Source organism: Sphingomonas fuzhouensis (assembly GCF_034659795.1).
Classification (GTDB): domain Bacteria; phylum Pseudomonadota; class Alphaproteobacteria; order Sphingomonadales; family Sphingomonadaceae; genus Sphingomonas; species Sphingomonas fuzhouensis.
This window is the reverse complement of sequence record NZ_JAXSQY010000008.1, coordinates 117,249-142,779: the sequence shown is the minus strand read 5'-3', so window position 1 is coordinate 142,779 and position 25,531 is coordinate 117,249. Positions and strand designations below refer to the sequence as shown.

Here is a 25,531-nt window from a genome sequence, read left to right as displayed (position 1 = left end):
CGTCGACGACGGGCGCAGCTCACAGCGCTCCTGATCGCCGGTCAACAGCACAACGGCAGTAAGCCGTATCCTACCTATGAGCGATGTTCTGCGAGGCTCCGGAAAGTAATCGACCAGCGCGGGCGTTCCATCGGTGCGATGCTGTGTTCCCATTCATGCCGAGCAGGTCCGCTCATGTGATAGCCGGCCCGCGGACCGAGCGGCACCGACACCCGATCGAAGCCGTCGGCGCGCCGCTGCCGGAAGCGCATCGTTGACGGTTCGCCGAGGGAAATGCCGAGGACATGGTCATAGATTGGCCGGTCCCGATGCCAGCCGATCCCGGCACCGGAATCATAGCGAATGAGCAGCGCCTGGATCAGCGCCTCGGGCGCGAGCCCGGCGAAATTGGCGGCCCTATCGCGGATGGGGAGAAGCCAATCCGGCATCGGCGGTGCATTCTTGGGGCGCCCGACCTCGAAGTCGTAACTCCATCCAAAGGACGTTGTCAGCCGCTTGCCTGTCCAGCCCTGAAAGCGGAACGGCTCGAGGTCGGTCGCGTCGATCCGGTCGATCAGCATGCGCTCCTCGTCCGCGGTGATCAGGTTCGCCCGCGTGGCGAGCCCCGGCAGGAGCGGGGCGTCAAAGAGGTTGAGCATCACGCCGCCGCCTCCGCGAAGATCGGCAATTCGGTCGGTGCCTCTGCCCCGGCCTCGACGAAGTTCGATACCGTTACGCCGACCAGTCGTATCCCCTTCTGGGTCGGCAGAACCGACCGGATCAGGTCGAGCGCCGCGCGGCGCAGGCCTTCGCGACTGATGACCGCCACGGGCTGGCTGCGCCGCCGGGTGATCTGATGGAAGTCGGCGCATTTGACCTTTACCGTGACGGTGCGGCCGAAGGCTTGCCGTCCCTCGCACCAGTCCCAGACATCGTCCGCCATCTTGAGAACGCCGGCCTCAATCTCCCCGGGTTCGGTCAGGTCGCGGTTGAATGTCGTCTCCGACCCCGACGACTTGCGCACGCGGTTCGCGTTGACCGGACGGTCGTCTTCCCCGCGCGCGATGGCGTGATACCATTCGGCCGAACTGCCGAAATGCTGCTGCAGGAACGCCAGCGATTTGGCGCGCAGATCAGCCCCGGTCTCGATCCCCAGCCGCTTCATCTTCTCCGCCGTCACCGGTCCGACGCCGTGGAAGCGGCTGACGGGCAGCGTCTCGACCCAAGCGGCACCCATATCCGGCGTGACCGCGAACTGGCCGTTGGGCTTTCGATGATCCGAGGCGAGTTTGGCCAGGAACTTGTTGTACGAGATGCCCGCCGATGCAGTCAGGCCGGTCTCTGCGAGAATGTCGGCGCGGATCGCCTTGGCGGTTAGCCATGCGGTTTCCATGCCCCGCTTGTTCGCGGTGACGTCGAGATAGGCCTCGTCGAGCGACAAGGGCTGGATCAGGTCCGTGTACCGCGCGAACACGTCATGGATCTGGCGCGAGACGTCGCGGTACACTTCGAAGCGGGGCGGCACGAAGATCAGGTTGGGACAGCGGCGCAGCGCGGTGACCGACGGCAGCGCTGAGCGAACGCCAAACGTGCGCGCTTCGTAACTCGCCGCCGCCACTACGCCCCGCGCCGCGGCATGACCGACCGCAACCGGCTTGCCGCGCAGCGACGGATCGTCACGCTGCTCCACCGACGCGAAGAAGGCATCCATATCTACATGGATTATCTTGCGGTTAGCTGGCGGTTGCTCCTGCATGATAGGCTATCAATTACAACATCTTAGCTGGTCTGACCGTTGGCTGGCGTGGGGCGAAGGCACCCTCGAATTGCCGCATCGTGATTGCCTGACGATTGCTCCGAAGGTAGACCATGCGCAAGAACAAACCGCGAATTCACATCACCGTCAACACCGTCCGCGCGCTGCTCCCCTCACTGCCGAACAAGAAGACGTTCGACTGGGATGACGAGGTCCGCGGCTTCGGCTGCTACCGAACCTCAGGTGGGGACGTCATCTTCGTTTACCAATACCGCATGCCGTACATGCCTGCCCGCCGGGCTCGGATCGGCGTATGGGGTGAGATGACGCCCGCACAGGCACGCGAGATCGCCAGGGAATGGGCCGTCATGAGGCGCAAGGGCGTCGATCCGGTCGAGGAGCGACGCAGGGTGGCGAGGGAAGAGAAGGCCGCGCGAGAGTTGGTAATCTCTACATACGTCCCGGAATACCTCGCCCGGCGAGAACGGGAAGGGCGGCCCGTGGCCAAGCTGCACGGCCAGATCATGGTACGCGATGTCGCCGGACTGATGCCCGACATGCGGCTTGACCGGATGACGGACGACGACGTGGAGAATTGGCTGGAGCAGCTGCAGACCCGATCGAAGTCCGCGAAGCGCTACGGCCTGATATACCTCAAGGTCCTGCTCAACGACGCGAAGGCCCGCGGAAAAATCGAAAAATCCCCTGCGGACAGGTTCAAGGTGCCGGATCAGCAGGAACGTGACCGAGTCCTGACCCCCTTCGAAATTCAGCGGGTTCTGGAGGCTTGCCGGGACATGCGCGATCAGCATGGCGACGTGCTCGAATGCCTCCTGCGCACCATGCGGCGGAAGGAGGAGGTGGCTGCCATGTCATGGGAGGAGATCGATCCGGACAAGTGGGTCTGGACGATCCCCGCAGAACGCACGAAGACGAAGGTGCGCTACGTCATGCAGCTCCCGTCGCAGGTGATTGCAATTCTGGAAAGTCAGCAGCCCGACCCGATGAAGCGGACCGGATGGGTTTTCAGCTACGACGGGACGCACTCAATCAAGACGTCGACGCAGGCCAAGGACACGCTCGACGCACACATACATCGCCGCATGGAATTGGCCTTCGCCGCTGGTCAGAAGCCCCGGCGCTTCGAGCAGTGGAACTTCCATGACTTCCGGACGACAGCCGCGACCCATATGGGAGAGGAACCGCTGAACATCCGGGACGACATCATCGAGCTCTGCCTGGCGCATTCACGATCGAAGGATGATAACAGTAAGTACCAGCGCGCGGAGAAGCGCTCGATGGTCAAGGCCGCGTTCGAGAAATGGAACGCGTTCCTCGATGAACTCATGAAGCGTCCGGATGCATGGCCGGGCGGGCGCGATATTCCTCGGGTTGCGAAGGGTGACCTCAAACGCCGGCGGCATGAACTGCGACAGGGCTGGACGAAGAAGATCAGGCCGCTCAGAACCGGCGAGGCGAGAGGAGGGCGAAGGCGCCGGTAGGTCGCCGTTGCGTCGCATGCGCCGAGGACCGATGATCGCCTCGATTCGCCCTCATGGTCGTGATCGGGTGAAATGAGGAAAACATCCTCCGACGGAGGATGGAATAGGGGCGTGCGTGATCATCAGGGATCCGTCTTCATTGGACTGGGCGCAGTGGTATTCGAATAGGATGCGTTGGCCCGTCGATCGCGACATCTTCTTGGCGGACGCCGTCCTCCGCATCGCTCCGATGATTGCGTTCCCGTGGGATGACGACATCATGATGGGCCTGACCGCACCTGCTGCCCCATTGCTGCCCGCCCCCGGCGATGCGTTTAGCCCCGATGGTACGCCGATAGTGGAGGTGCATGAAGCCTGGGGTCCGGCGCTCCTCGCCTACATGCCGCTCGCAGAGTACGAAGCGATGCGCGCGGTAAGCGGGAATCCTGCTTCATGGGCAGTCCGGTATGAACCCGATCCCGCTGGCGGCGCACCACGTCCGCGAGCAATTGCCAGCTCGGGAGATGCCGTCACGATCTCCTACGATCACTGGAATCTTGCCGCCTGGAACGCAGCCGAAACCTCGACCTTCCGCGAAGCCGCCAACATCGCCATCCCCCATCTCGCTCGCCAGATTGCCTTGATGGCGCTCGAGGGATCGATTGGCATAACTGCCCGTCCGATCGGTGGTGGCGAGCACGTTGATGTGAGCCCGGACGACTGGATGATCGACGACCCCGCCGCACGCATCGCGTCATGCACGATCAATCTCGAGGCGCCTCGCTCGACATCGGCACCTGCGACACATCTGCTATTCGTCAGAAAGGAGGGCTTCGCAGCCGCGGCATGGGTGCATGCGCAAAGGGCGCCCTTGTCCCTGATCGAGGAAGGGATCACCCCCAAGGATGCAGGCCTAACAGGGCCGCGCCCCTCGGCGGCTTGGAAGGCGTTGGAGGACCAGGCGTTCCGCGCAATGCGCTCACATCTCATTGCCAATCCCAAGGCCTACACCCGTCCCGACTTGAAGCTGATCGCCGGCAACATCAGCGACACCGTCTTCGAGAAGGCGCGGAACCGGCTCAGGTTGGAGTTCCCCTACATAAGCGAAGGTGGAGCGCCCTCGGGTAAAGATCGCCGACCGCCGGCGGGCCATTAGGGCAGTGTTCCACCCGATTAGTCATGGGCCGCCAAAGCGGGCGAATTTGATCTGCGTCTAATCGGGAGGAGCGGCGGTAAGTCGACTTCCAGTCCGAACCTCATGCGCTTCTGACCGAACTTTCGGCGAGTGGCGCGTACAGCAACGTGAAATAGTCTTCCGCTAACTGGACGGCCGTTTCCGGCAGCAGTTTCTTAATAGTGCCGGTGAACGCGGAGCCGCAGAAAAGAGGCTTGCCAGGTGCGCCGCGACAACGCGTCTGGAACATCTCGAACATCAGTCGAACCAGACGATCGCCTTCGTGACCTCGTACATGATGGTCCTCGCGTCCGTCGATCGTGATGCAATCCCACTCGAGCTGGGCGTAGGTTCGCGCGGTGGTGATCATCATCATCGGGCTGGCGAGACGGTTCGCCGTCCTGTAATGGTCTTCGTTCGCCGAACGATCGCCTTTGCGAAACTTGACGTAGGGGGCGTGCGGCAGTCGTATGGCAGCAAGGGCCGTTCCGAATGCGGTCGCAGGAACATCTGCATATCCGAATGATGCTATTCGACGCGCAAAGGCGGCACCGTCCCACCGCGCCAGCGGAGCACGATGATCCTGATAGCCGCGGCGGAAGGAAAGTAGCGCTGCATGGCTTCCCAGTCCGAAACCGGCCGCCATCGCCTCGGCCAGATGCGATGACCGCACGTGCGGCAGTTCCGCGTGCAAGGCCGCCTTGGCGTGGCGGTGGTTCTCTTCCGACAATATCATGATGGTCATGACGAAGCGTCCTCTTGGTCTGACCGCCTGACGCCGATTACGAAGCGGCCGTAGAGGGCTGCGCCGAAGTCTTAATGGATGCTCCTCTTTGACCCGGCGACAGGTCGGGCCGGAAGCGCCTGTCGTTTTTCTACATTCCACGCGACGATTTGCAAGGACGGGTAGCGGGCCAGCACTCCAGCATCGGGGTGCATGTTCATGACAAGCAGCATCGCCGGTCCACCATGAACTTAGGGCTAATCCCCCCGCTAACCTCCCCCGTTTCGTAGAGCAGTCCGCCGACGACCGGGGCAGATTCCGAATGAGACGCACTTCCTACGCCAGCCAATCCCGGCCGGCGGAACGGAGTGACATACGATGAACCGTCCCAACGTCCGAGAGGGCAGCACGCTCAGGTCCGGCAGGCCGCTGCTCAATACGACCGAGGCGGCCCACTATCTCGGTCTCGCCAAGAACACGCTCGAGAAGATGCGCATCCACGGACGCCGTGGCGACAACGCGCCGCGCTTCGTCCGCTTGGGAACGGCCGTCCGATACGATCCCGACGAACTGGACGCCCACATCGAGCGCAACAGCGCGATCTCGACCAGCGAGTACGATCCGTACTCGCGCGGCTGATCCGCCTGACCACATCGGATGGAGCTTGCCCTCGTGGGTCTCGCTCCATCCGCGCATCCCCCAGAATGCCGCGGCAGTCGATCGAACTGCATGGCTGGAGATACAACATGCCCGAATACCCCGAACCGCGTCGCGTGGGGATCCACGACATCGTGCAATCCGTGGGTCCTGACGTTGATCGTCGGCAGACGAATGACGTGGGCCTCGCCCACGCCATCGCGCTTCTAGAACTCTTGAACCCCCGGCAGGCCGCACTCGCGCTGGTCGTGCTCACCACCGGGACCGATGCTGCCGCCGCCATCGGCATGCGCTGGCGCGAGATCGACGAGGCGACCGGGTTGGCGACGCTCTACGATCCCGCGTTGATGTTCGAACGCGTCGTTCCGCTGCCCAAGATCACCTACGACGCGGTCCGCCGCCTGTCGTTCGACGGCAAGGACACCGTGTTCGCCGAGGATCTCGACGACGCATGGCCGTACCGCCTCGTGACGGAGTTCGACGATGGCGTTTCTGCTGAGGTCGTGCCGGAGACGTTCGAGGAGGGCTTCCTGCGAACGGCCGGCCGCCTCCGTATGCTGCAGACCGTGGTCGATCAGATCGCGCCGCCACCCTTCGCGGTTCGATCCGGACAGATCGAGAGGTACTCGGACGTGGTCGAAGCCGTGACGGCCCACTTCGTTCCGCTCATCCGCGACGCTCGGCGGGCCGTCGCCAAGCAGCACCGGGCCGGTGCCGGTCACGATGTCTCATCGTGATGAAGGATGCGCCGCGTCGGCTTCGACCGACGCGGCCCATCGGCGCCTTCGGCGCGATCGATCTGAAAGCTGACCGGGAGCAGGTGGTCGGAGGAAAGCCGACCACGCTCCTGCCGCAGGTGTCACGCCAAACGCGAAAAGGAGATGAAGATGGTCGGCATCGTCATACCGCATGAATTCCGAGCCGAGGACGGACGCGTGGATGTCCGCAAGCTCAAGCACGCCGTGGACATCGCGGACGTAGCCGGAAGGTTCACCAAGCTGCGCCGCTGCGGTGCGGCCCTGAAGGGGTTGTGTCCGTGTCACGACGAGCGGACCGCATCGTTCCACGTCTACACCGACAGGCAGACCTGGCACTGCTTCGGCTGCGGCCGAGGCGGGGATGTAATACAGCTCCTCCACGAGGTCGGAGAGCGGGACTTTCGCCAGGCGTGCGCGCACCTTGCCGGCTTGGCCGGTTACTCGGCGACGCGCATGCCGAAACATACTGCCATCCATGACAAGCGATCTGTGGATCGCTCGACGTTGGCGCGGGACATTTGGCACCGAGCGCATCCGGTGAGCGGAACGTCGGCGCAGACCTATCTGGAGACGCGGGGCATCCGAGGCGTGGTTCCTCCGTCCCTCCGCTTCGGCAATGTTCCGATGCGGTGGGATGAAGCAACGGGCCAAGCAGGACCTTCGAGGCCGGCGCTGCTAGCCGCGGCACAGGATGTCCGAGGCCGAGTGCTCGGCATCCAACGCATCTTCGTCGAACCACGCTGGTCCGGATACCCGTCTCGGCCGCTACGTCTCAGCCTCGGTCGAATCAGGGGATCGTCGCTCAGGCTCGGTCCCGCAGCGGAGACCATCATGCTGACCGGCTCAGTGGAGGATGGGCTGGCCCTGCTGCGGATGTTCGTCGGCGCGACCGTATGGTGCAGTCTCGGTGAGGATAACCTCCAGAACGTCCTGTTTCCAGCCGACGTGCGCCGGGTGATCCTCGCCGGCGATGGGGACCTGGCTGGGCGGCGCGCAGTCGCACGGGCCAAGGAGGCGCACGAGGGCCGCTCGCTCGAGGTGGACGTGCTGTTCCCGCGCGCCGGCAAGGACTTCAACGAGGAGTGGCTGCTGCTCCACACCTGAGCACGCCGCCGGGAGACCAGCGACATGATCGACATCAACTACGCCGACGCGCTGAGCGCCGGTGGATACCATCCCCATGCCTCCACCCGAGCGCGTGGGCCGCCATCTCGCTGAAGCGAAACACGAAAACTGAAACTCAAAGGCCGCAAGTCGGCCACATCAACGAAGGAAGTCTTCATGGCCAAGAAGAGGATAACGACTGGAAGCAAGGCGCTCGCCGTCTACCAGCCTGCGCGCGACGTCATCCACAAGATGGCCGGTGGTACCGACCTCGTCCAGGTTGACGCCGTATTCCACGTCCCCGCCGTCCGTCCGACCGGGCCCGGGCCCTGGGCGCAGGAGGCCGACAAGGTCGCCTGGACCGACCACCTGACCGGGCTCGGCTGCATCATCCGGCGCTCCCCCGTCGGCAGGCACCTGTGCGGATACGTGTCCGTCCCGCCCGGCCACCCGCTGTTCGGCCGCCGGATCGGCACGCTCGGCGACCACCTGATCGGCGTGCATAACGGCCTGGTGTACGCCGCCGCCTGCCAGGCATGGGAGCCCGAAGAGGTTTCAGTGTGCCACCCCTCCGAACATCGCGTGCAGCGCATCGTCCCGGGTTCCTTCCGGCAGAACGTGCACATGAACGAAGCGGCCGCCAGCGGCGACGATGCGTGGTGGTTCGGCTTCTCGTGCGATCAGGTGGACGACATCACGCCGACTACGCGCACGCGGGGACGCACCGACCACCTGCTGGATGGCGTGGGCAATCCGACCTACAAGACGGAGGCGTTCGTCTATCGCGAATGCCTTCGACTCGCCGCCCAGCTCCATGCGATCGGAGAGGGGCGTGACCCGCGCGAAGCCGATCCCGGCCCCGTGGCGAACGGCTACGACCCGCGTCGGAACGAGGGGTGAGCGAGATGACGATCGATCCCGAACTCCCCTGGGGCTGCTGGATGCGCATCGAGCAGCGCGGACTGGCGGCCGTGTACGTCGACGACGCGACCGGTGCCACGTGGCCAACCATCCGCACCGCCTTCTGGATCGGCAGGCTCGGCATGCCGGAGTACAACCGCGAACCCCCGGCCGATCAGCTTGAACGAATCCATGCAGTGCTGGCGGCCACCTTGCGCCGGACACCCACGTTCCGCGAGCAGGAGGCGGACCTGTTCGAGGGCAGCGGCTCTTACCTGCGCATGTTCCACCTGTGGCTCGCCTCCAGCGGGCTCGTCGTCCTCGCCGAGAATGGGCACGGAGCGACGGCGCTGACCGACGAGGGGCGTGCTGTCCTCCTCATGCTGTCGGCCACCAGACCGCACGACGTTCGGCGTAGCCGACCGTCGGCAGCGACAATCGGCATGCTGGCCGAACTCGGAATGGGACCCGAGGACAAAGCTGAGCGCTTCAACCGGCTCGAACGGGAGGCTGCGCGGTGGGATGCCGCGTTCCTCCGGCGTGACGAGGCCGGTAGACCCGCGGTAATCCTGTCGCGGCGCGCGAACGCCCCGATGCCGGTGCATCAGACCGTCTGGACGCTGTCATTCCAGACCGATCGTCAGCGTGACCGCTTCTACGACTGGCTCTGTCTCAGGCTGGACCGGTGGCAGGACTGGGCGGATCTCGTCGGCGGGTTCGGCGCACAGAAGCTGACCCACCACTTACTGGCGGTGATGGCCGCCTCCCTCGAAGACGAAGCCACTAGCATCGACGGACGCCAACTCTCGCTGCCGCCTACCGCCGATCGGTAGGGACTAAGACACGTCATGTCGGGACCACTTGAGGCGAGAATGTCAAGCAGGCTCGCCTCAAGTCTGCTTCGAATAGGATTTGCTTCTGACAGACATGACGTTCGCGAAACGCCCGCCATCTTCGCCTGATGGCAGACGCACAAGCCATCGATGGGGCAGGAAGCAAGGAGTAGAACCGTGAGGCGTTAGTGTGAAGCGCTTCTACCATCCTGCGCTTCCGCCATGATGCTACCTGTAGCTCAGCTAATTTGCCGATACTGATGGATCCGCATTAGGTCCCGTTCAACCGCGGACCTGCGGACGATCGTGCGCCCCTTGGTGAAACCGTGTGCATCATGGCGGAAGCGCAGAATGGAAGGCCATGACGGCGGCGACGGCGTCTCGCGGGCCATGTGGAAGATCTGATCATCAGAGGCAGCCACCTCTTCCGAAGATCCGACCACGTACCGCTCGTGCGTGTCGCTTCCGCCTTCCCGACGCGCGACGTTGAAGCTCTCCCACCGAGCAGGCCGATGCGGCTTAGTGGCCTCGTAGTCGATGGCGACGGCATCAGCCTCCGAACGGCGCGAGTAGTAAAGGACCTCGGCAGCCCGCATGAACTGCTGCTGGTTGAACGCCAGCACATCCGTCGCCCGTCGCAAGTCCGTGAAGCCTCCCGCCACGGAACTCGAAACGGTGTAAACCCGAGGGTCGTAGCACATGGCCAGCAGACGAGGCCCGAGCGGCAGGATCAGCATCAGTCCTGCCGAGTTGGTCCCGAAGACCCGAATGCCCTTGCGCTGGATCAGCCAGCGATTGGTCGTGACGGCCGGGTCGTCGGAGGTGACGAAGTCTCGATCCGTTCGATTGCGAACGATCAGCACCTTGAGATCGTCGATAACGCGTATTCTCAATTGGTCCTGGAACGTTTCAATCAACATTTGCATGGCTCCCTCGAACGTGGGATCGTCGGCAGCATCCCAGCTTCCTCCATGCAGTTCGTGCGCTCGCCTGAAATGTGCGGCCATCGTCCGGGCTTGTGCAAGGCCCCGCTCGATCTGCTCCGCCGTCCTGAGTGACTGCAGCAGAATGAAGTAGCGCAGGACATCACGATCCTGATCGTTCAACCGAGCGTCGGGATTCGAAAGCCGCCGCACGACCGTCGCGTAAAGCCCCTCCGTTCCACTGAGAATGCGTTCCAGGGAACCATCGGCTCCATAGAGGTAGGGTCGCGCGCACTGACTCTTCACGGGCGCGCCAAAGACATGCGCGCCTGCACCTATGCGGTGCAGATTGATGGCCTTGCCACGGCCGTCCACGGAAAACGGCTTCAAGTGGGCACGAGGGACGAAGTGCTGGTTCTTGTGATCGGGCATGTTCGTGACGACGACCCCCATGAACGACCATCACCGGAAGAAGGGCCGATCCACCAAATAGTCGCCTCTTCGGACCAAAATCAAATCAAGATCGGGCGGTGAAAGCCCTTCAGGAATGGTAATAAGCCCCTCTGGAACATAACCCAAACATATTCTACGATAGACGCATGTCGGGACTGGTCGAACAGCTGCAGATGGAGGCATTGGACAAGACCAATTCCATTGCCGACCTATTGCGCAAGGCCAAGCTCGCTGCGGTGAAGCTCGGCATGACCGACGCCGTCCGATGGGTCGATGCCGAACTCGCCGGCTACAAGACGGAACCGCCGGACTACCGCATGGTCAAGGGGGAATTGCGCTGGTGGAACCCATATCATGGGTGGCAGCCGGCAGTGATCGCTGACGCCGAACTCAATCACAACGTCTGCACCAGAGCGGTTACCGAAGCCGTGGCCAGCCTAGAGGCGACGATAGGCAGTCAGAGCAACGGCTACATGCTGCTCCTGCCGCCGGACATGGTCTCGGCCCTAGACGAGATATTCGACGCACCATTCCCAATCACGCGGATGTGCGTCGCCGTCGGCCGGGGTTCACTGGTCGCGGTCTTGGAGCACGTCCGTGGCCTCGTCTTCGACTGGGCCCTGGAACTCGAGACCGCTGGCATCTTGGGCGCCGGTTTGGGATTCAGCAGCAAGGAGAAGGCGATCGCCATGACATCCCACATCAGCATCGGCAGCATGAGCGGCGGCAACCTCAACACCGGCGAGGTGTCCGGGACGAACGCCAGACTCGTCCAAGGCGGCGACGACCGTTCGTCAAACAATGTCGTCGACCGATCCGTCTTCCGCGACCTTCAGACCGCAGTTTCCGAGCAGGTCGCCGATGCCAGCTCCCGTGACGCCATCCTCGCCGCAGCGCGTGCGATGGAGGACGCGGGCGACGGAGCCGACAAGCTCGGAGCCTATCAACGGCTTATGAACGCGGCGGCGGACCACATGACAGTGATCGGTCCGTTTCTTCCTGCGCTATCGTCGCTTCTAGGATAGTGGATCCGAAGATGCCGCCATCCCGCCTCCGATCAACGAGAATGCCCGGCGAGGGCGAAGCCTTGAGGCGGAATTTTTCACACCCCGGCTTCGGCACAAGGCGAGTTTCACGATGACCAGCGTCCGACCGCTTCTCTTCCAAGGACTCGAGCCGATGATTCCAGGCGAAGCCGTGGCTGGCGCATACGACGAGGTCCGAAGCCTATGGATCACGTCCGTGAACGGCTGCGAGACCCCGCTTGCCAGCCTTGGTGGCCGAATTCTCGAAATACAGACGAAGACGAAGGTGCTGCAGGAAGTCGACGACGAAATCCCCGGCATGCTGCAGATGATGACCAAGACTTTCGTAAGCGTGGAACGCGACGAGGACGATGACGATGGTGAAAGCCTCAACTGACCGATCGGACTCCTCACAAGCGTCCCCGGCCGGCAACGCGACGTTCGGAAACGAGACGGGATTCATAGATGACGATGCCACTGCTGATCCGCCACGCATGCGACAGGACGTCGCGGGGAGAGCTCCCCGGTGCGTACGATGATGCCGCGCGGCTGTGGCTCGTCGATGGCGAACAGGGGCCCCGACCGCTTGCCTCATCCGGCGATCTGGACGGCTTGGAGATTCTCACGAAGACGCGTGTCAGGCAGGAAGCGGACGATGAGGAGTTCTCCCTGCTCGAGATCACGACCAAGACCGCAGTGAACCAGGAGGGCGACGACCAGAAGACGCATGCCGCCGGCTTGGAATTGCAGATCGTCACCAAGACCGATGTCCAGCAGGAGGCCGACGATCAGATTGGACAGCCCGGCCTGGACCTAATTTAGGTTCATGATCCTCCTGGCGACCAACAAACGCGATATCACCACCGACTTCGTAGTGCTTGAACTCCAGCGGCGCAGCATCCCCTTCGTGCGACTGAACACGGAGGATATCGCGGCATGCCGTGTCGCGCTCCGCCCCGCCACGGGAGGTTGGTCGATCGTCGTCGGCGACGTGGAGGTTGATCTGTCCACCGTGACCGGAGCCTACTATCGACGGCCGGCGGCCCCCGAGGTGGGCGACGATCCCGAAGACCCTACCGTCCGACCCTATCGGGTCGCCGAATGGTCGGCAGTCCTGCGATCGATCTGGAACGAACTCGAGGGAAGATGGCTTAATTCGCCGTTCGCCATCTTGAGGGCGGAGGACAAGCCGCGCCAGCTGAAGCTGGCCGCCGCCGTCGGCTTCCACATCCCCGAGACGGTCGTCACCAACGATCCCGAAGCCGCGGTCGCATTCTCCCGTCAGGCGGATTGCATCGTCAAACCTCTGAAGCACGCCCTTCTCGAAGACGATGGCCCCGGCCGCGTGATCTTCACCAACCGGATGGGTCCGCTGGTCGATGAGGATGCAGACGCCGTCAGACTTGCGCCGTTCATCATGCAGCGGGAGGTGAGGAAGGCCCATGACGTTCGCGCGATCGTCGTGGGCGATCGCGTCTTCGCCACCGCCATCCACTCGCAGGGCAACGCCGATACGGAGGTGGACTGGCGCCGTGGCTCCGATCCCACCCTGCCGCATGAGCCGATCGAACTCGACGATGCGACACGCGAGAGATGTTTGGCGATCACGCGCGAACTAGGTCTGCGGTTCGGCGCGATCGATCTCGTCACTGACGTCGATGGGGAGTCTTGGTTCCTCGAGATCAACCCAAACGGTCAATGGGCGTGGATCGAAAACCGCACGGGCGTCCGCATCGCCCAGGCCATCGTGGACGACCTGTGTCGCTGAAGGGCCGCCTCCACGATTTCCGCGAGTGGGTGATCCCCCTTCTCAATCAGCCGGACGGCAGGCAGGTCGCCGCCGACGCCGAGCGGCTGTCGCGCGATCTCGCATCCGTCGAAGCGCAGGGCTGGACGGCGCACCCGGACGTGGCGTTGGATGAGGCGAGGCGCATATTCGATGCCGAGATGGCCCGTCGGGCATCCGCTGATGCGAAGGCCACGACCTACATCGCCGTGATCGCGGCGCTCGTGCCGATCGGCCTTTCGGTGCAGGGCGCCGTTGTCGAAAACAAGATCGGCACCGCACCATCCTGGGTGAACCTGCTCATCCTGGCGGCGGGAATGCTGTACGTGATTGGGGCTGGCATCTGGGCCTTCCGCGCGTTGAAGGTCTCCGGCGCGGCCAGAGCGGACATACCCGATGTGCTGAGGGCATGGAAAAGGCGCGATCCAAGGATCCACATGATTCGGACGACGCTCAAGGCGGCGCGGCTGAACTGGAGCAGCGTCAACGACAAGGTCACCTTCATCCGCATGGCGCATGAATATCTCATGCGCGCCTTCGTCACCTTTTCACTGCTGCTGATAGTCAACGCGGCGTGGACGCTCGCCTCGAGCGCAGTGAACGCCCTCCGCATTCACCAGACGGCAGCGAGGCAACACCGCGATACCTCAACGTCCCACATACCTGCCTGCCCGTCGAAGGCGTCCCCTCACAGACGGAGCGGCCGAACGACTGCGTGCCGCTGATTGCAGGGCTGGCTACCAGCGCCGGAGGTGCTACCATCCCTTCAGCAAAAAATGGGGGGTCTACGGTGCCTTACTGGGAGGGTCGCGCATCCGCGGCGGGCAATCTGCGCCTCTACGTACGCGAACACGGCTGGCGTTCCGCGGCTGACGAAGCGCAGGACGAGGAAGGCCGGCAAGCCAGGACCGGTGCTGCACGGGAAATCGGCAGCATCCTCCTGAATGTCCTCAACGCGACGAACGTGGTCGTTCTGACCGGGACCGGATCATCGTTCGCAGCGGTGAACCCCGTCGGTAGACCGGCACCAGCCGGGATGTGGGACGTGTGGCTCGCAGTCCGACAAGCCGCAGGCCCCGAACCGTTCGATGCCATAGTCGAGCGGTTCGGAGCGGCGCGGGTCAACGAGAACATCGAGAAGCTGCTCACCCTGTGCAAGCTCTACCTGGAACTCAACGCCGAGGTTGCAGCCGACGGCGATTACGAGGTGATGGCGCAATTCGTCGCAATCGCGGAACGAGCCATCCTCGACCGCGTGGACTTCGTCGATCGGGAAACCGATCTTGAAGCGCACGGCGCCTTGATCAGGAAGGTTGGGCGGCGAGGCGTCCGCAAGCCCAGAGCCAAGCTCTTCACCACCAACTACGACCTATGCTTCGAGGAGATCGCGCGACGCGCACGGTTCACGCTGATTGACGGCTTCTCGCACAATCTCGACCAGACCTACGATCGGACCAACTTCACCGTCGATCACGTGCGCCGTGAGCCGGGCCGCGATGCGCCGGACTACCTGCAGAACGTGCTCCAGTTCTACAAACTGCACGGATCCATCGACTGGCGCAGGGTGAGTAGCGACATCGTCCGCACCCGATCGGAGATCGGCAGGCCCGTGCTCATCTATCCTAGGTCGAGCAAGTATCAGGAGAGCTTCGACGCCCCCTATCTCGACATGCTGTCATCCTTCCAGGCGGCACTCAGGGAGCCAGACACGGCGGTCCTCGTGTCTGGTTTCGGGTTCAATGATGACCACATCAGCAGCCCGATCATGTCGGCCGTGGAATCCAACATGTCACTGCGGCTCGTGGTCTGCGATCCGGTGTTCCTAGAAGACGCACAGCTCGAGGCCGACGATTTCGAGATCGGCGACGCCCCTGATCCAGAAAATCGCTTCCTGCTCGGCTTCAAGCGACTGGTAGATTCGGGTGATGCCCGCGTGCATCTGCTGAACGGACGCTTCCAAGACATGACCGTCGCCCTGCCGGATCTGGTTGGCGAGACGGATCGCGAGCGGCACGTACAGAGGATGCGGAGTCTTCGGGACGCCGCGGACATGAATCAATGATTCCGGCCAATCCGATCGACGCCGATCGCTACGTCGGCACCGTCACTCTGGTCACCGCCACCCACGTCCACGTCAATCTGCCGAACGCCGTGCCAGGCCGTGAAGCCAGGGGGACCTCCCTCGGCGCGGTCGGCGATTTCGTCTTCATAGACTGCGAACGCTCGCAGGTGCTGGGACGCATCGTGGAGACCCGCCTGCCGGACGGTGAACGTCTTACGGTCGAGCCGAAAGTAGGGGACGCGGGACCCGTCAACCCGATCGGGCGCGTACAGCTTCTCGCCGCGGTCGATCAGAGATCGAACGTGCTCAAGCGCGGCCTCGTCCAATTCCCCCAGATCGGTGACGGCGTCTACTTGGCCGAACCCCGCCTGCTCGCATCGCTGATCCGCAACGCAGTGAGTGACGCCGGCGACCTGACTCTGAGTATCGGCCGCATCGACGCCGCCGACGGGGTCGACATCTGTCTCCCGCCGGATCGGCTATTCGGCCGGCACTGCGGCGTCTTCGGCGCCACTGGGGGCGGCAAGAGCTGGACCGTTGCCACGCTGGTGGAACAGGTGAAGGCGGCTGGTGGCCGCGCCGTGGTTTTGGATCCGACCGGCGAGTTCGCGGAGATGGCGTGCGTCGACGAGGTGTTCACCTTCGCCGACCCCACCGACGGGGAGAAGGTCGTTCACTTTCCATATCAACACATGACCGAGGACGATCTGTTCTCACTGTTCCGACCTTCCGGGCAGAGCCAAGGTCCGAAGCTGCGGGAGGCGATACGCAGTCTCAAACTCGTGCAGGCCATGGGTCCGATACCGCCGCAGAACGTGACGGTGAATGACGGCCAGTTGATCAAGCGCAACGCCTCGCGCGCCGCCCACTACCATGCCCTCCGTCAGCACGTCGCCGCCCTCCATTCGCCAGGCTGCGACTTCGACATCAGCCGGCTATCCCTGCAGGTCCGGCAGGAATGCGTCCGCATGGCCGGGCAACCTGGGTGCTTCGGCGACATCGACCAGGGGACCGTCGCCTTCTGCGAGACACTCGTGGCGCGGATCGATCTCCTCACCGCATCGCAGGAGCTTCGATGCGTCTTCGGCATGGATGGCACGTCGCTGGTCGACGAACTCCGGTCGTTCCTCGCTGACGATACGCGCGACGTCGCGGTGGTCTCGTTCAAGGAGGTACGTTTCGAGCACAACACCCGCGAAATCCTGCTGAACGTCATCGGCCGCTTCCTACTCGGCGAAGCCCGATCCAGCGCATTCCGCGCGGCACCGCTGGTCGTATTTCTTGATGAAGCCCACCAGTTTCTGGGGCGAACCATCGGGGACGAATACGCCTCCGTGCGATTGGACGCCTTCGGCTTGATCGCGAAGGAGGGACGCAAATACGGGCTTTCCTGCGTCCTCGCCACGCAGAGACCGCGCGACGTGCCCGCGGACGTCCTAAGCCAACTCGGAACGCTCATCGTTCACCGCCTCACCAACGATCAGGATCGGGAAACTGTCGAGCGAGCATGCGGCGACCTCGATCGCGGCGCGGCGCAATTCGTGCCGATGCTCGCACCGGGCGAAGCGATCGTGATCGGACCGGAACTGCCGGCCCCGGTTCCGGTATTCATACGGCGTCCTGTGTCGCCCCCGGACTCGAGAGGCCCGCAATTCCAGAAGGCTTGGACCGAACGCCGGAAGCGGGTTGCCGCCGCCGCAGCCGACGACGCATTTGTAGGCGTGCTCGGCTGACAAATTCTTCAGGGCCGATAGAGGATCGCATCCAGCATGGCGGCCCGACATTCCCACAACGGTCCTGCCCCATCCTCGGGCTTCTCTACGTTATACCAATCCGACGCCTCAATCACTTCGATCACCCTCTCCCAATAGTTCTCGAGGCTCAGCGTTGATTTCGCGAAGCCCATCCTCTCCGCCGCCTGCGTTAGATTCGGATCAGAAATGCACAGGAAAACGTCGGGACGCTTCATGGCGAGCAGTCGTGACGCGGTCGGCACACCCCCTGTCCGATGCGAGTTCCGGAACGCTTTAACGAACAGCCGGGAAAACCGATCGTAGTGATCCTGCGTCACCTCACCCTTCTGCGGAATGCTGTCGATCGCCCGGGCCAGATACGTGTCGTTCTCCTCGATGCGGTTAGCGAAGTCCCCCATGCCGCGCATCGAGCCAAACCAACCCCATTCGCGATCGAGGTCGACGCTCTGATAATCGTCGTCACCCGCCTTCTGCCCTTCGCCGAGGACACCGGCTAGGGCCTTGCGCTGGAGCCGTTCCAACTCGCGGAAGGACGCCTTGGACGAAAACCAGGCCTGCGCGACCCGGAGGAGTTCGAGACTGCGCTCCACCTCGTGATGCCGGCTCCTATCCAATTCCGCCACGAACTCGGCCCAGGTCATCGAGATCAAGGGTGAGGAGGGCGACGGCATGCGCGAACGGCTCCTGCGAATGTCCGGGTCGCGCGGAGGTTTCGGCATCCGCGCCGCGCGCTTCCAAGCCAGTCGGTAGGCATCGGCGTATTGGCGTGTGACGGGCTCGCCATATGCGGCGCTGGCGTCCGCGAAGGCCAGCAGTTCCACAAGGGCCACGTCCTGCATCGTGCCGGTGAGCAACGTCGCTGCCTCGAGGTTCTTTCCAAGTCCGCCGTGCGTTAAGTTTGCGCTCCCGACGATGACCGCGACCTCATCGCCGGAACGGAAGCCGTAGACCTTCGGATGAAAGGTGCCACCCTTGAACTTCGTCGCGACGTAGCAATGATCAAGGTCGACAAGGCGGTCCACGAGATCGGGATCAGTCTGGCAGAACGACACGCCGAACGTGACGTTGCGAAACTTGTGCGCGTTCCGCGCGAGCAGCTGCGCCAGATGGGTATCGGAACCCCACGCCACCGCCCAGTGCAGATGATCATACGCCGAGATCTGGTCTCGGATCGCTGCGTCCACCTCCTTCCCCGTTAGAAATCTCGCTTCCACAATCGTCTCCCCCTCACAAATCCGGTGGCCGGGATCATCATGGCGCCACCGCAGTGCAGACCTTCGATAACCGTCATTCCAACTCGATCAGCAAGCGTCCGAGGCCCGCGGCCGCTTCAGGCCACAGCCTGGTCAGGATCGTACCGGATGCGACGCCGCTGCTGTTCGGGCTGCTGACGTCGCGCATGCACAACGCCTGGCTCGAGTTCATTGGTGGACGGATGAAGAGCGATCCGCGCTATTCGATCGACATCGTCTACAACACGTTCCCCATGCCCGTCCTGGACGATAAGCAGGCGTCGATCATCGCCGATCTCGCCAATGCGATTCTCGTTGAGCGTGCACGATGGCAGCCGGCATCGGGTCGAGCATCTCATGGCGCAGTACGAGCGCGATAACGCGCCGCTGGCCAGCCATCCACAGAAGCCGCCTGGTCATGGACGACGAGCCAAGAGTCAAACGGCTTCCTCCTGATCAGCGGCATCCACGTCGATTATCTCACCGGTCAGGGGATTCCAGAGCGCCCATTCCCAATCCTGGCCAGCAGTCTGTATCTGCGCGTGGGGGACCATGCCCGGCACCTGCCCATTGACGTACGGATAGACTAGGATCGACTGCTCGCCGAACGGGATCATCTGCGGCGCGCCTATCTCCCGTTCTATCTGCGCTCCGTGCATCGTGATGGTGACCATGCTGCCCGGCCTGTAGATCTGAACCCAACCATCAGGCACGTCCATGACAGGATCGGGTTCGGCACCCGCATCCTTCAGATCCTCCGCCCAGGCTGCGAGACGATCGGCAAGTGGCGGAGCGACCAACGCGTCTTCTCCGGCCATCGACGCTGCGCGACACAGCTTGGTCACGTAGCTGCGGAAGTCCTCGAACAGGTCCTCGGTCAGTCGCAGGCCCCCGTACACGGCGTCGTAGACGATCACGGCGTTGGTGATCCGCTGCGGTCCCCGCTCGCTGAACACGGCGATGTTGGTATGCGTGGCATCGACGTCCTGTGGCGCGATCGATCTTTCGCGCGAGATCAGCGACTTCAGTCCGTCCGCGACTGCCAGACGGTTGAGCGATGGTTCTGATCCTCCACCGGTGAACCAGTCCTCATCGATCCGAACGATGATGCCCGTTGTGCGGAAGTCGCGCTGCTTGCGCGACATGTTCGGGTCCTGGGTCCGCAGGTCCTTGTAGAGGAACCTGTTGCCGCCGACCGTGTAACCTTCGACGGACTCGGTGACCTGCAGATGCACCTCTGCTACCAGTCCGTTGCCCGCACGCATGACGTGGCCATCGACGATGCCGTCTCCGGTCAGGGACAGATTGATCGTCTTCCGCAGGATCGGCTTGGTGGGAGCACCGCCCCGATCAGCGGCATAGACCCGGATCGACCGATCGTGGCCGCGGGTCTGCCATTCGCGTACCTTGTATCCCTTGCCGAAGTGCAGATACGTCGCGCCGGGATAGGCCTCCCTGATCGCCTGCTGCATGGCGATGCTGCCGATCCGCCCGTCGGGCCGATCCTTGATCTCGAAGCTCTCCTCGCCGATCTGTCTGAGAGGATAGTTGAAGTGGGGGTTGTCGGCGCCGAGCGCAGCGATGAAGTCGAACTCGCGGGGCCGCCCGCCGCCGGGCACCGCGTAGCGCAGCACGCCGTCGAAGCCCTCCGGCCACCGCGTACCTGCGGGCAGGCGCATGCGCTCGCCGCCAAGCACCTCCATCTCCTCCACGAGGCATCGGGCATGAGCGTACTGGACGAAGCGGTTGCCCAGGTAGAGGTACGAAGGTTCCACCGAGGCGCGATAGTAGTCCTCGAACGTCTCGCCGAACCGGCGGAAGGCGTACCGGTCGGCCATCAGGAAGAACACGCCGGGAGCGGAGCGGCCGACCCGCCCAATCCGCTGACGGAACGCCTTGCGCGACTGCGGAACCCCGAGGTTCACACCGATCGTCATGTCGGCGACGTCGATGCCGAGTTCCAGCGCCGACGTGGAGATCACGCCATCCAGATCGCCGGTACGCAGCGCCTTCTCTATCGTTGCACGGTCCTGCGCCTCATAGCCGCTGCGGTAGGGCAGCACGCCCGCCTCGTCGATCTCGCGGACCACGCGCTCGATGCCCTGCCTCGAATCGTGGAAGGCGATGAAGCGACCGCGCCGTTCGTTGGGAATGGCGAGCACCCCTGTCAGCAGGTCCGAGAGCGCCGCCTCGGCCGGGCCGCCGTGATCGGGGCCGTTGATGTGGTAGACGTGCCGTTCGTAGGCTGGAGCGCCGTTCTGGTCCTCGTCGACCACTTCGAAGCGAAGACCCGTCAGCTCCTCGAGATGCGTCTCGGGGTAGGCGATGGTGGCCGTCGCGGCGATCACCTGAAGTTGCCTGCCGCTCTGGCTCGCCCTGGCCTTGGCTGCGATCATTCTACGCGCGAGCATGGCGAAGTTGCTGCCGAAGACGGATTCATAGACGTGCGCCTCGTCCATGACGAGAAGCGCCAGATCGTCGAGGAAGCGCCGGATGGGTCCGGTGCCCACGCCGCGCATCAGCCATGCCTGGCAGACGTCCGGCGTCATGACGACGATGCTGGCCCGCTCCATCAGAGCCTGCCGCTCACCGACCGGTATGTCTCCATCGATGCGTGCGACCGAGCCTTCGTTCAAGCCCGCGTCCCGCGCAGCGCGGCGCCACCGATCATACTGATCCGATGCAAGTGCCTTCAGCGGATAGAAGACGAGGACCTTCGCGGTCGGATCACGCAGCACGACGTCCAAGGCCCGCAGCTGGAAGATCAGCGACTTTCCTGATGCCGTCCCTGTTGCGACGACCAGATTGCGGCCACGTTCCAGGATCTCGAGGGCAGTGCTCTGGTGACTCCACGCCATGCCGTCGCGCAGCCCCATGGATTGCAGGCGCGCTCCCATCGGTCCGTCGATGATCGACTGGGGCAGACGAACCAGTCGTTCCGGCCGCCCCGGCAACTCCAGCACGTCCACGACGTCGAGATTGCGTTCGGTTATCAGCTGCTTCGCCAGTTCCAGCACTCGCCACCCCCCATGTGCGAATCAGGAGTCGGATGCTCCCATCCTGGCATCGTGCCGTGACCAATGGCCGTTGGAAAGGCGGATGGGCTCAGTCCACTGACGCAATCAGCTTCAGAGCGGATGCATCCACCTCCGGCCGAGCACACAGCGTAACCAGATTCATGTCCGTGGAGAGCGCGATCTCGGTCGCCACCACCGGCTGCTCGACCGCCTTGCCGATCGGCTGCGCGCTGCCGACCGCAGCGTAGAACCTCGTAGCGAAGACCGCCGCGCTCGCATCGCCGGCCGGTGCGCTCATGGCGATCACTACCGGCACTGCATCAAGAAGCTCCAGCGCCCCTTCCGCCGTGTCGCAGGCGTTGAGCACCACGCAGGTCGGTGGCTGATCCGTCGCGCGCAACAGCCGGGCCAGATGCCTGTAGCCGACGGTCTGCTCCCCCGGAGCAACTACATCCGCGCCGTCGAACAGCAGACCCGGCGCACCGGCCTGGCCGGAGAAGTGGATGACGTGCGGTCGAAGATCGTTGATCTCCTCTATCAGATCCTGTGGCGCGGCTGTGGGACGATGCTGGATGTCGATCAGATCCCGAAGACTTTTTATCTGGATGGACAACGGTAGGGGCAAGCTGAGCAAATCGATGGCCATTCTCGTCCGCACCTATACCTGCGCGGACTGAAAACGTCTTCATGTGCTTCATGTGCGGCAGCGGTATAGCGTTCCAAACGACACCGCCACCGCACGGCCAGATTCCCTAGAGCCAGCAATGCCCCTGTCTAAAAGGAGGCTTTGGCAGGAGCGATACCACCCGCAGCCCGCTTGACCGCAGCCTCCCACGCCCGATCAGCGGCCACGCCCTGCGACAGCGAAATCTTCAGCTTGCCGTAGACATCGATCTTGGCTTCCAGACCGGTGTGCTGATTCCCCCAGATCGAACGGCACTGGTCACCACCAGTGCACCAGCTCGCCTCGTAGACGGGGCTCGCGACCATCGACACGCCCGGCTTGCCGTAACGCTTCATCATCTCAGCCGCGATCTGCTCGGGCGTCCGGCCAGCGGCGGGGGCGGCGTACTTCACCAGTTTGACGACGTCCCCGGTCGGCATCGGCTGGAACTCCGCGATCAGGGTCTCGTCGCCCTTTTTGGCATTCAGCACCGCGATGCCGTTCTTCGGTTCCTCGATGGGGAAGACGTCGCGCTGCCGCTTGGCCTCGTGGTCCACTGTGGCGGCCCAGTCCTCGCCTGCTTCCGTATCAACCTTCCATCCGTCGCGGGCGAGCGTCGAGCGCGCCTCCGTCGCAGTCATGCCGATCCGCAAACCCGCTATCGTCAACGGCTTGGCGGCTTCCCGCGTCTGCGCGGCAGCGTCCCGTTCGGCGACCGACGCCGATCCGCAGGCGGCGAGCAGCGCCAGTGCGCTCATGGCGGTGACCCTGGTCATCATGTTATTCCCTCGTGTTCGATGGACGTGCGGCGTCGTTCGCCGAGAAGCATCTCGGCGTCGCAGGTCCGGTGGTGGACATTCGATCTAGCGGTTGGTGTCGGCCGGCTCGGGTGGCGAACGGGCGCGGAAGGAACCGCTCACCGCAGCACCAGCGTTACGAACCCCGCCGCGTCGCTCGCTCCGGCCACATGGCCGGCGTTGAAGGCACGGGTGACACCGAGGCGCAACGAGGAGATCGGCGACAGCGCGGCAGACCAGCCGAGCTCGACATCCAACTCCCGGGAGTCAGGGGCGAGATCGACCATGGTCGTCGCAGTGGAAAGCGCGCCGGTCATCAGGTCGTAGGCGACAGGCACGAGCAGGGTCGTCCTCGCACGTTCCACCCGCAGCGGCGACGACAGGCCCATTGTCGCGGTGCCGCCGAACAGACCGTGCGCCCCCTCGATGGCAAAGGCGCTGCCCCATATCGGCCCCGAGAAGCGCATCATCTCCGAGCCGCCGGCGACGCGCGTGGTCGAAGCGGTGGCGCGCGCCGAGACGAGCACACCGGCGATCATGCGGCGTACGGTCAGCGACGCCATCGTCGTCCGAGCACCGCTCAAACCCAGATCGGCACCGCCGCGTATGCCGAGCGCTTGGCCGCGTTCGACCATGTCCGAGACCTCGAACCCGAAGCCGAGCGGGGTGGAGACGGTGAAGCCCCGGAGCTCCGTGCGGGAATCGCGGGACGATCCGGACGAGAAGCCGGCGGACCAGCCGCTGCCGGTCCAGACCGACGACATGCCGATGGGTGCATCGACGACGCTGCGCAGAGGAGATCCGGCGATGCCGTCGCCACGACCGACCATCACGTTGGCGCCCAGCGTCACCGTCTGGCCGGGTGCTGGCGAGAACGACACCATGGCCGGGCGGTTCGGGCGGACGGACTGCCAATAGCTGGGCACCGACGACGAGAAGCCGAGGCGGGCATCGGTGGCTCCGTTCCGCTGCCACGGCACGTCGATCGGGGAAAGCATGGCGCCAGCAAGAAGACCCGAGCCGCGGGTACGGATGCCGGACGCGCCCTTCATGACGAAGTCGCGACCATAGCGGTCGAATACGGTCATGGTGGACGCCTTGGCGGCGATCGCTGCAGCGCCGCCGAACGGGGCGGACATCGTCAGCGAGGAGTAGCGCGCCAGCACGGCCTGTGCCGCGACGAACGACGTTGCAGGCGCCTGCGCCTGCATCGCCTTCTCGACGTTCAGGATGCCGACGCCGAAGACCTGATCGACGCCCGGCGCGCCTGCGTCGGTGGCGGTGTCGAGCAGGATGCGCGCGATCGCCTTGCCGCCTAGTTGCGGCCAGTACTGCTTGAGGAGGGCGGCTGCACCCGCCACCGCGGGAGCGGCGAAGCTGTTGCCGGTCTCGACCACGACGTTGCCGTTCTGGTCGACGGTCTGGACGTTGTTGCCGCTGGCCGCGATCATGCGGTCGGCAAGCGGTCCGGCGTTGCCGTTGGCGACGCGCGGACTGCCGTTCTGGTCCACTCCGATGGCGAAAAGGAACCAGTCCCTGTTCGCACGGTCGGTGCCGACGAGGTTCTCGGCGATCTTCCCGGTGAAGCTGTCCTCGTCGGTGAAGTTCGATACGGATTCCACCAGCAGCCGGTCGGCCTGGCGTACGGCATCCATGGCGGCACGCTGCTCCGTCGCCGTCCGTCCCGTCGCTTCGCCGTTCAGGCTCATGCTGATGACGAACGCACCCTTGTCCAGCGCGTAGCGGATGGCCGGCGCGATCAGGCTGGGGTTCGCACCATCGCCTTCGGGCACCGCCCCGGACGTCGGCGTGACGTTCGTCATATCGGGTCCCGAGAGCTTCAGCGCCAGGATCGTCGCTTCGGGTGCGACGCCCTGCACCCCGACGCCGTCACGTGCGGCGGCCGCGATGCCCGCGACGCGGCTGCCGTGTCCCTTCACGTCCTTGACGTCGAAGCGGATCGTCTCCGGGGCGCAGGTGCCGCAGCGGGCGATCGCCTGATCGAAGGCGGTACTGTCCGGAGAGATGCGACCGGAAAACTCACGCCCCGACGTGTCGATACCGGTGTCGAGGATCGCGATCGTGATGCCCTTGCCGGTGATGCCGCGATCGTACGCGTATGCGGCCTTCGCTGAAACGATTGCTCCGGACGTCTTGTACTCCACCGTATCGGCGGATGATGTCGGGGCAGGTGTCGGCGTCGGTGTGGGTGTCGGCACGGGTGTCCCGGACGGCGGCACGTTGCCGCCGGGCGAATTCACGCCACCACCACCGCCGCACGCCGCGAGCAGGATGGCTGCGGAAATCGTCGTCGAATTCCTGATGATCCTCAGCCGCACGCTGCGGCTTTCGTCGAACATGTCCACGCTCGAACCCCCGTTCGCAGCGCTGCCGTTCGGCTCCTCCAGCCGGCGGCACCGCCCCCGTTGACGAGGCGATGCCGACCCGAAAG

General features: G+C 64.0%; 24 protein-coding genes. 15 read left to right on the top strand and 9 right to left on the bottom strand.

Going from position 1 to position 25,531, the window contains the following annotated elements; all coding sequences use genetic code 11:
• Positions 1-74: 74 nt before the first annotated feature.
• Both U1H82_RS16435 and dinB read right to left on the bottom strand, forming a co-directional pair.
• On the bottom strand, positions 75-638 hold the full coding sequence (locus tag U1H82_RS16435; RefSeq protein ID WP_322966040.1) for an alpha-ketoglutarate-dependent dioxygenase AlkB: 564 nt from the start codon (positions 636-638) through the stop codon (positions 75-77).
• The gene (gene dinB, locus U1H82_RS16430; RefSeq protein WP_322966028.1) at positions 638-1,735 is read right to left on the bottom strand and encodes a DNA polymerase IV; all 1,098 of its coding nucleotides are present in this window, start codon (positions 1,733-1,735) and stop codon (positions 638-640) included. Before dinB ends, U1H82_RS16435 begins: the two co-directional genes overlap by 1 nt.
• 113 nt (positions 1,736-1,848) lie before the next feature.
• Here dinB and U1H82_RS16425 point away from each other — a divergent pair, with 113 nt between their 5' ends.
• On the top strand, positions 1,849-3,237 hold the full coding sequence (locus U1H82_RS16425; protein WP_322966027.1) for a tyrosine-type recombinase/integrase: 1,389 nt from the start codon (positions 1,849-1,851) through the stop codon (positions 3,235-3,237).
• Positions 3,238-3,352: 115 nt separating this feature from the next.
• Complete coding sequence (locus tag U1H82_RS16420) at positions 3,353-4,372, top strand: hypothetical protein (RefSeq protein ID WP_322966026.1); 1,020 nt, start codon at positions 3,353-3,355, stop codon at positions 4,370-4,372.
• Between the two features lie 100 nt (positions 4,373-4,472).
• On the opposite strand, the gene U1H82_RS16415 is transcribed toward U1H82_RS16420, so the two are convergent.
• Positions 4,473-5,135 carry a hypothetical protein gene (locus tag U1H82_RS16415; protein WP_322966025.1) on the bottom strand — a complete coding sequence of 221 codons (663 nt, stop codon included), beginning with the start codon at positions 5,133-5,135 and terminating at the stop codon, positions 4,473-4,475.
• A 357-nt stretch (positions 5,136-5,492) separates the two neighbouring features.
• On the opposite strand from U1H82_RS16415, the gene U1H82_RS16410 reads away from it, so the two are divergent.
• The 5 genes from U1H82_RS16410 (at position 5,493) to U1H82_RS16390 (ending at position 9,366) form a co-directional block, all read left to right on the top strand.
• Positions 5,493-5,753: a helix-turn-helix domain-containing protein gene (locus U1H82_RS16410; RefSeq protein WP_322966024.1), complete on the top strand. Its 261-nt coding sequence runs from the start codon at positions 5,493-5,495 to the stop codon at positions 5,751-5,753.
• Between the two features lie 107 nt (positions 5,754-5,860).
• Positions 5,861-6,508, top strand: a complete 648-nt coding sequence (locus U1H82_RS16405) for a hypothetical protein (RefSeq protein ID WP_322966023.1) — start codon at positions 5,861-5,863, stop codon at positions 6,506-6,508.
• Positions 6,509-6,652: 144 nt separating this feature from the next.
• Complete coding sequence (locus U1H82_RS16400) at positions 6,653-7,633, top strand: CHC2 zinc finger domain-containing protein (protein WP_322966022.1); 981 nt, start codon at positions 6,653-6,655, stop codon at positions 7,631-7,633.
• 177 nt (positions 7,634-7,810) lie between these two features.
• Complete coding sequence (locus U1H82_RS16395) at positions 7,811-8,533, top strand: hypothetical protein (protein ID WP_322966021.1); 723 nt, start codon at positions 7,811-7,813, stop codon at positions 8,531-8,533.
• A gap of 5 nt (positions 8,534-8,538) precedes the next feature.
• Positions 8,539-9,366, top strand: a complete 828-nt coding sequence (locus tag U1H82_RS16390; protein ID WP_322966020.1) for a hypothetical protein — start codon at positions 8,539-8,541, stop codon at positions 9,364-9,366.
• 239 nt (positions 9,367-9,605) lie between these two features.
• On the opposite strand, the gene U1H82_RS16385 is transcribed toward U1H82_RS16390, so the two are convergent.
• Positions 9,606-10,742 (bottom strand): DUF4238 domain-containing protein, encoded by a 1,137-nt coding sequence (locus U1H82_RS16385; RefSeq protein ID WP_322966019.1) that lies wholly within the window; start codon positions 10,740-10,742, stop codon positions 9,606-9,608.
• A 146-nt stretch (positions 10,743-10,888) separates the two neighbouring features.
• On the opposite strand from U1H82_RS16385, the gene U1H82_RS16380 reads away from it, so the two are divergent.
• The 7 genes from U1H82_RS16380 (at position 10,889) to U1H82_RS16350 (ending at position 17,348) form a co-directional block, all read left to right on the top strand.
• Positions 10,889-11,767: an AbiTii domain-containing protein gene (locus U1H82_RS16380; RefSeq protein ID WP_322966018.1), complete on the top strand. Its 879-nt coding sequence runs from the start codon at positions 10,889-10,891 to the stop codon at positions 11,765-11,767.
• A gap of 112 nt (positions 11,768-11,879) precedes the next feature.
• Positions 11,880-12,164: a hypothetical protein gene (locus tag U1H82_RS16375; protein WP_322966017.1), complete on the top strand. Its 285-nt coding sequence runs from the start codon at positions 11,880-11,882 to the stop codon at positions 12,162-12,164.
• Positions 12,165-12,232: 68 nt separating this feature from the next.
• Positions 12,233-12,589: a hypothetical protein gene (locus tag U1H82_RS16370; RefSeq protein ID WP_322966015.1), complete on the top strand. Its 357-nt coding sequence runs from the start codon at positions 12,233-12,235 to the stop codon at positions 12,587-12,589.
• 4 nt (positions 12,590-12,593) lie between these two features.
• Entirely contained in the window at positions 12,594-13,535 is a 942-nt protein-coding gene (locus U1H82_RS16365; protein ID WP_322966014.1) for an MvdC/MvdD family ATP grasp protein, read from the top strand.
• The gene (locus U1H82_RS16360; RefSeq protein WP_322966013.1) at positions 13,526-14,278 is read left to right on the top strand and encodes a hypothetical protein; all 753 of its coding nucleotides are present in this window, start codon (positions 13,526-13,528) and stop codon (positions 14,276-14,278) included. Before U1H82_RS16365 ends, U1H82_RS16360 begins: the two co-directional genes overlap by 10 nt.
• A gap of 65 nt (positions 14,279-14,343) precedes the next feature.
• A complete protein-coding gene (locus U1H82_RS16355) occupies positions 14,344-15,615 on the top strand; it encodes an SIR2 family protein (protein ID WP_322966012.1) in 1,272 nt (423 codons plus the stop codon).
• Positions 15,612-17,348 carry an ATP-binding protein gene (locus tag U1H82_RS16350; protein ID WP_322966011.1) on the top strand — a complete coding sequence of 579 codons (1,737 nt, stop codon included), beginning with the start codon at positions 15,612-15,614 and terminating at the stop codon, positions 17,346-17,348. Before U1H82_RS16355 ends, U1H82_RS16350 begins: the two co-directional genes overlap by 4 nt.
• 8 nt (positions 17,349-17,356) lie before the next feature.
• Here U1H82_RS16350 and U1H82_RS16345 read toward each other — a convergent pair whose 3' ends face one another.
• Complete coding sequence (locus tag U1H82_RS16345; protein ID WP_322966010.1) at positions 17,357-18,553, bottom strand: phospholipase D family protein; 1,197 nt, start codon at positions 18,551-18,553, stop codon at positions 17,357-17,359.
• A gap of 83 nt (positions 18,554-18,636) precedes the next feature.
• Between U1H82_RS16345 and U1H82_RS16340 the strand changes: the two genes are divergently transcribed.
• A complete protein-coding gene (locus U1H82_RS16340) occupies positions 18,637-18,981 on the top strand; it encodes a type IIL restriction-modification enzyme MmeI (protein WP_322966009.1) in 345 nt (114 codons plus the stop codon).
• Positions 18,982-19,038: 57 nt separating this feature from the next.
• On the opposite strand, the gene U1H82_RS16335 is transcribed toward U1H82_RS16340, so the two are convergent.
• The 4 genes from U1H82_RS16335 to U1H82_RS16320 form a co-directional block, all read right to left on the bottom strand.
• A complete protein-coding gene (locus U1H82_RS16335) occupies positions 19,039-21,618 on the bottom strand; it encodes a DEAD/DEAH box helicase (RefSeq protein ID WP_322966008.1) in 2,580 nt (859 codons plus the stop codon).
• Between the two features lie 88 nt (positions 21,619-21,706).
• Complete coding sequence (locus tag U1H82_RS16330; RefSeq protein ID WP_322966007.1) at positions 21,707-22,264, bottom strand: CHAT domain-containing protein; 558 nt, start codon at positions 22,262-22,264, stop codon at positions 21,707-21,709.
• Between the two features lie 128 nt (positions 22,265-22,392).
• Positions 22,393-23,061: a hypothetical protein gene (locus tag U1H82_RS16325; RefSeq protein ID WP_322966006.1), complete on the bottom strand. Its 669-nt coding sequence runs from the start codon at positions 23,059-23,061 to the stop codon at positions 22,393-22,395.
• 137 nt (positions 23,062-23,198) lie between these two features.
• Positions 23,199-25,439, bottom strand: coding sequence for a S8 family serine peptidase (locus U1H82_RS16320; protein ID WP_322966005.1), 2,241 nt, complete (start codon positions 25,437-25,439; stop codon positions 23,199-23,201).
• Positions 25,440-25,531 lie beyond the last annotated feature (92 nt).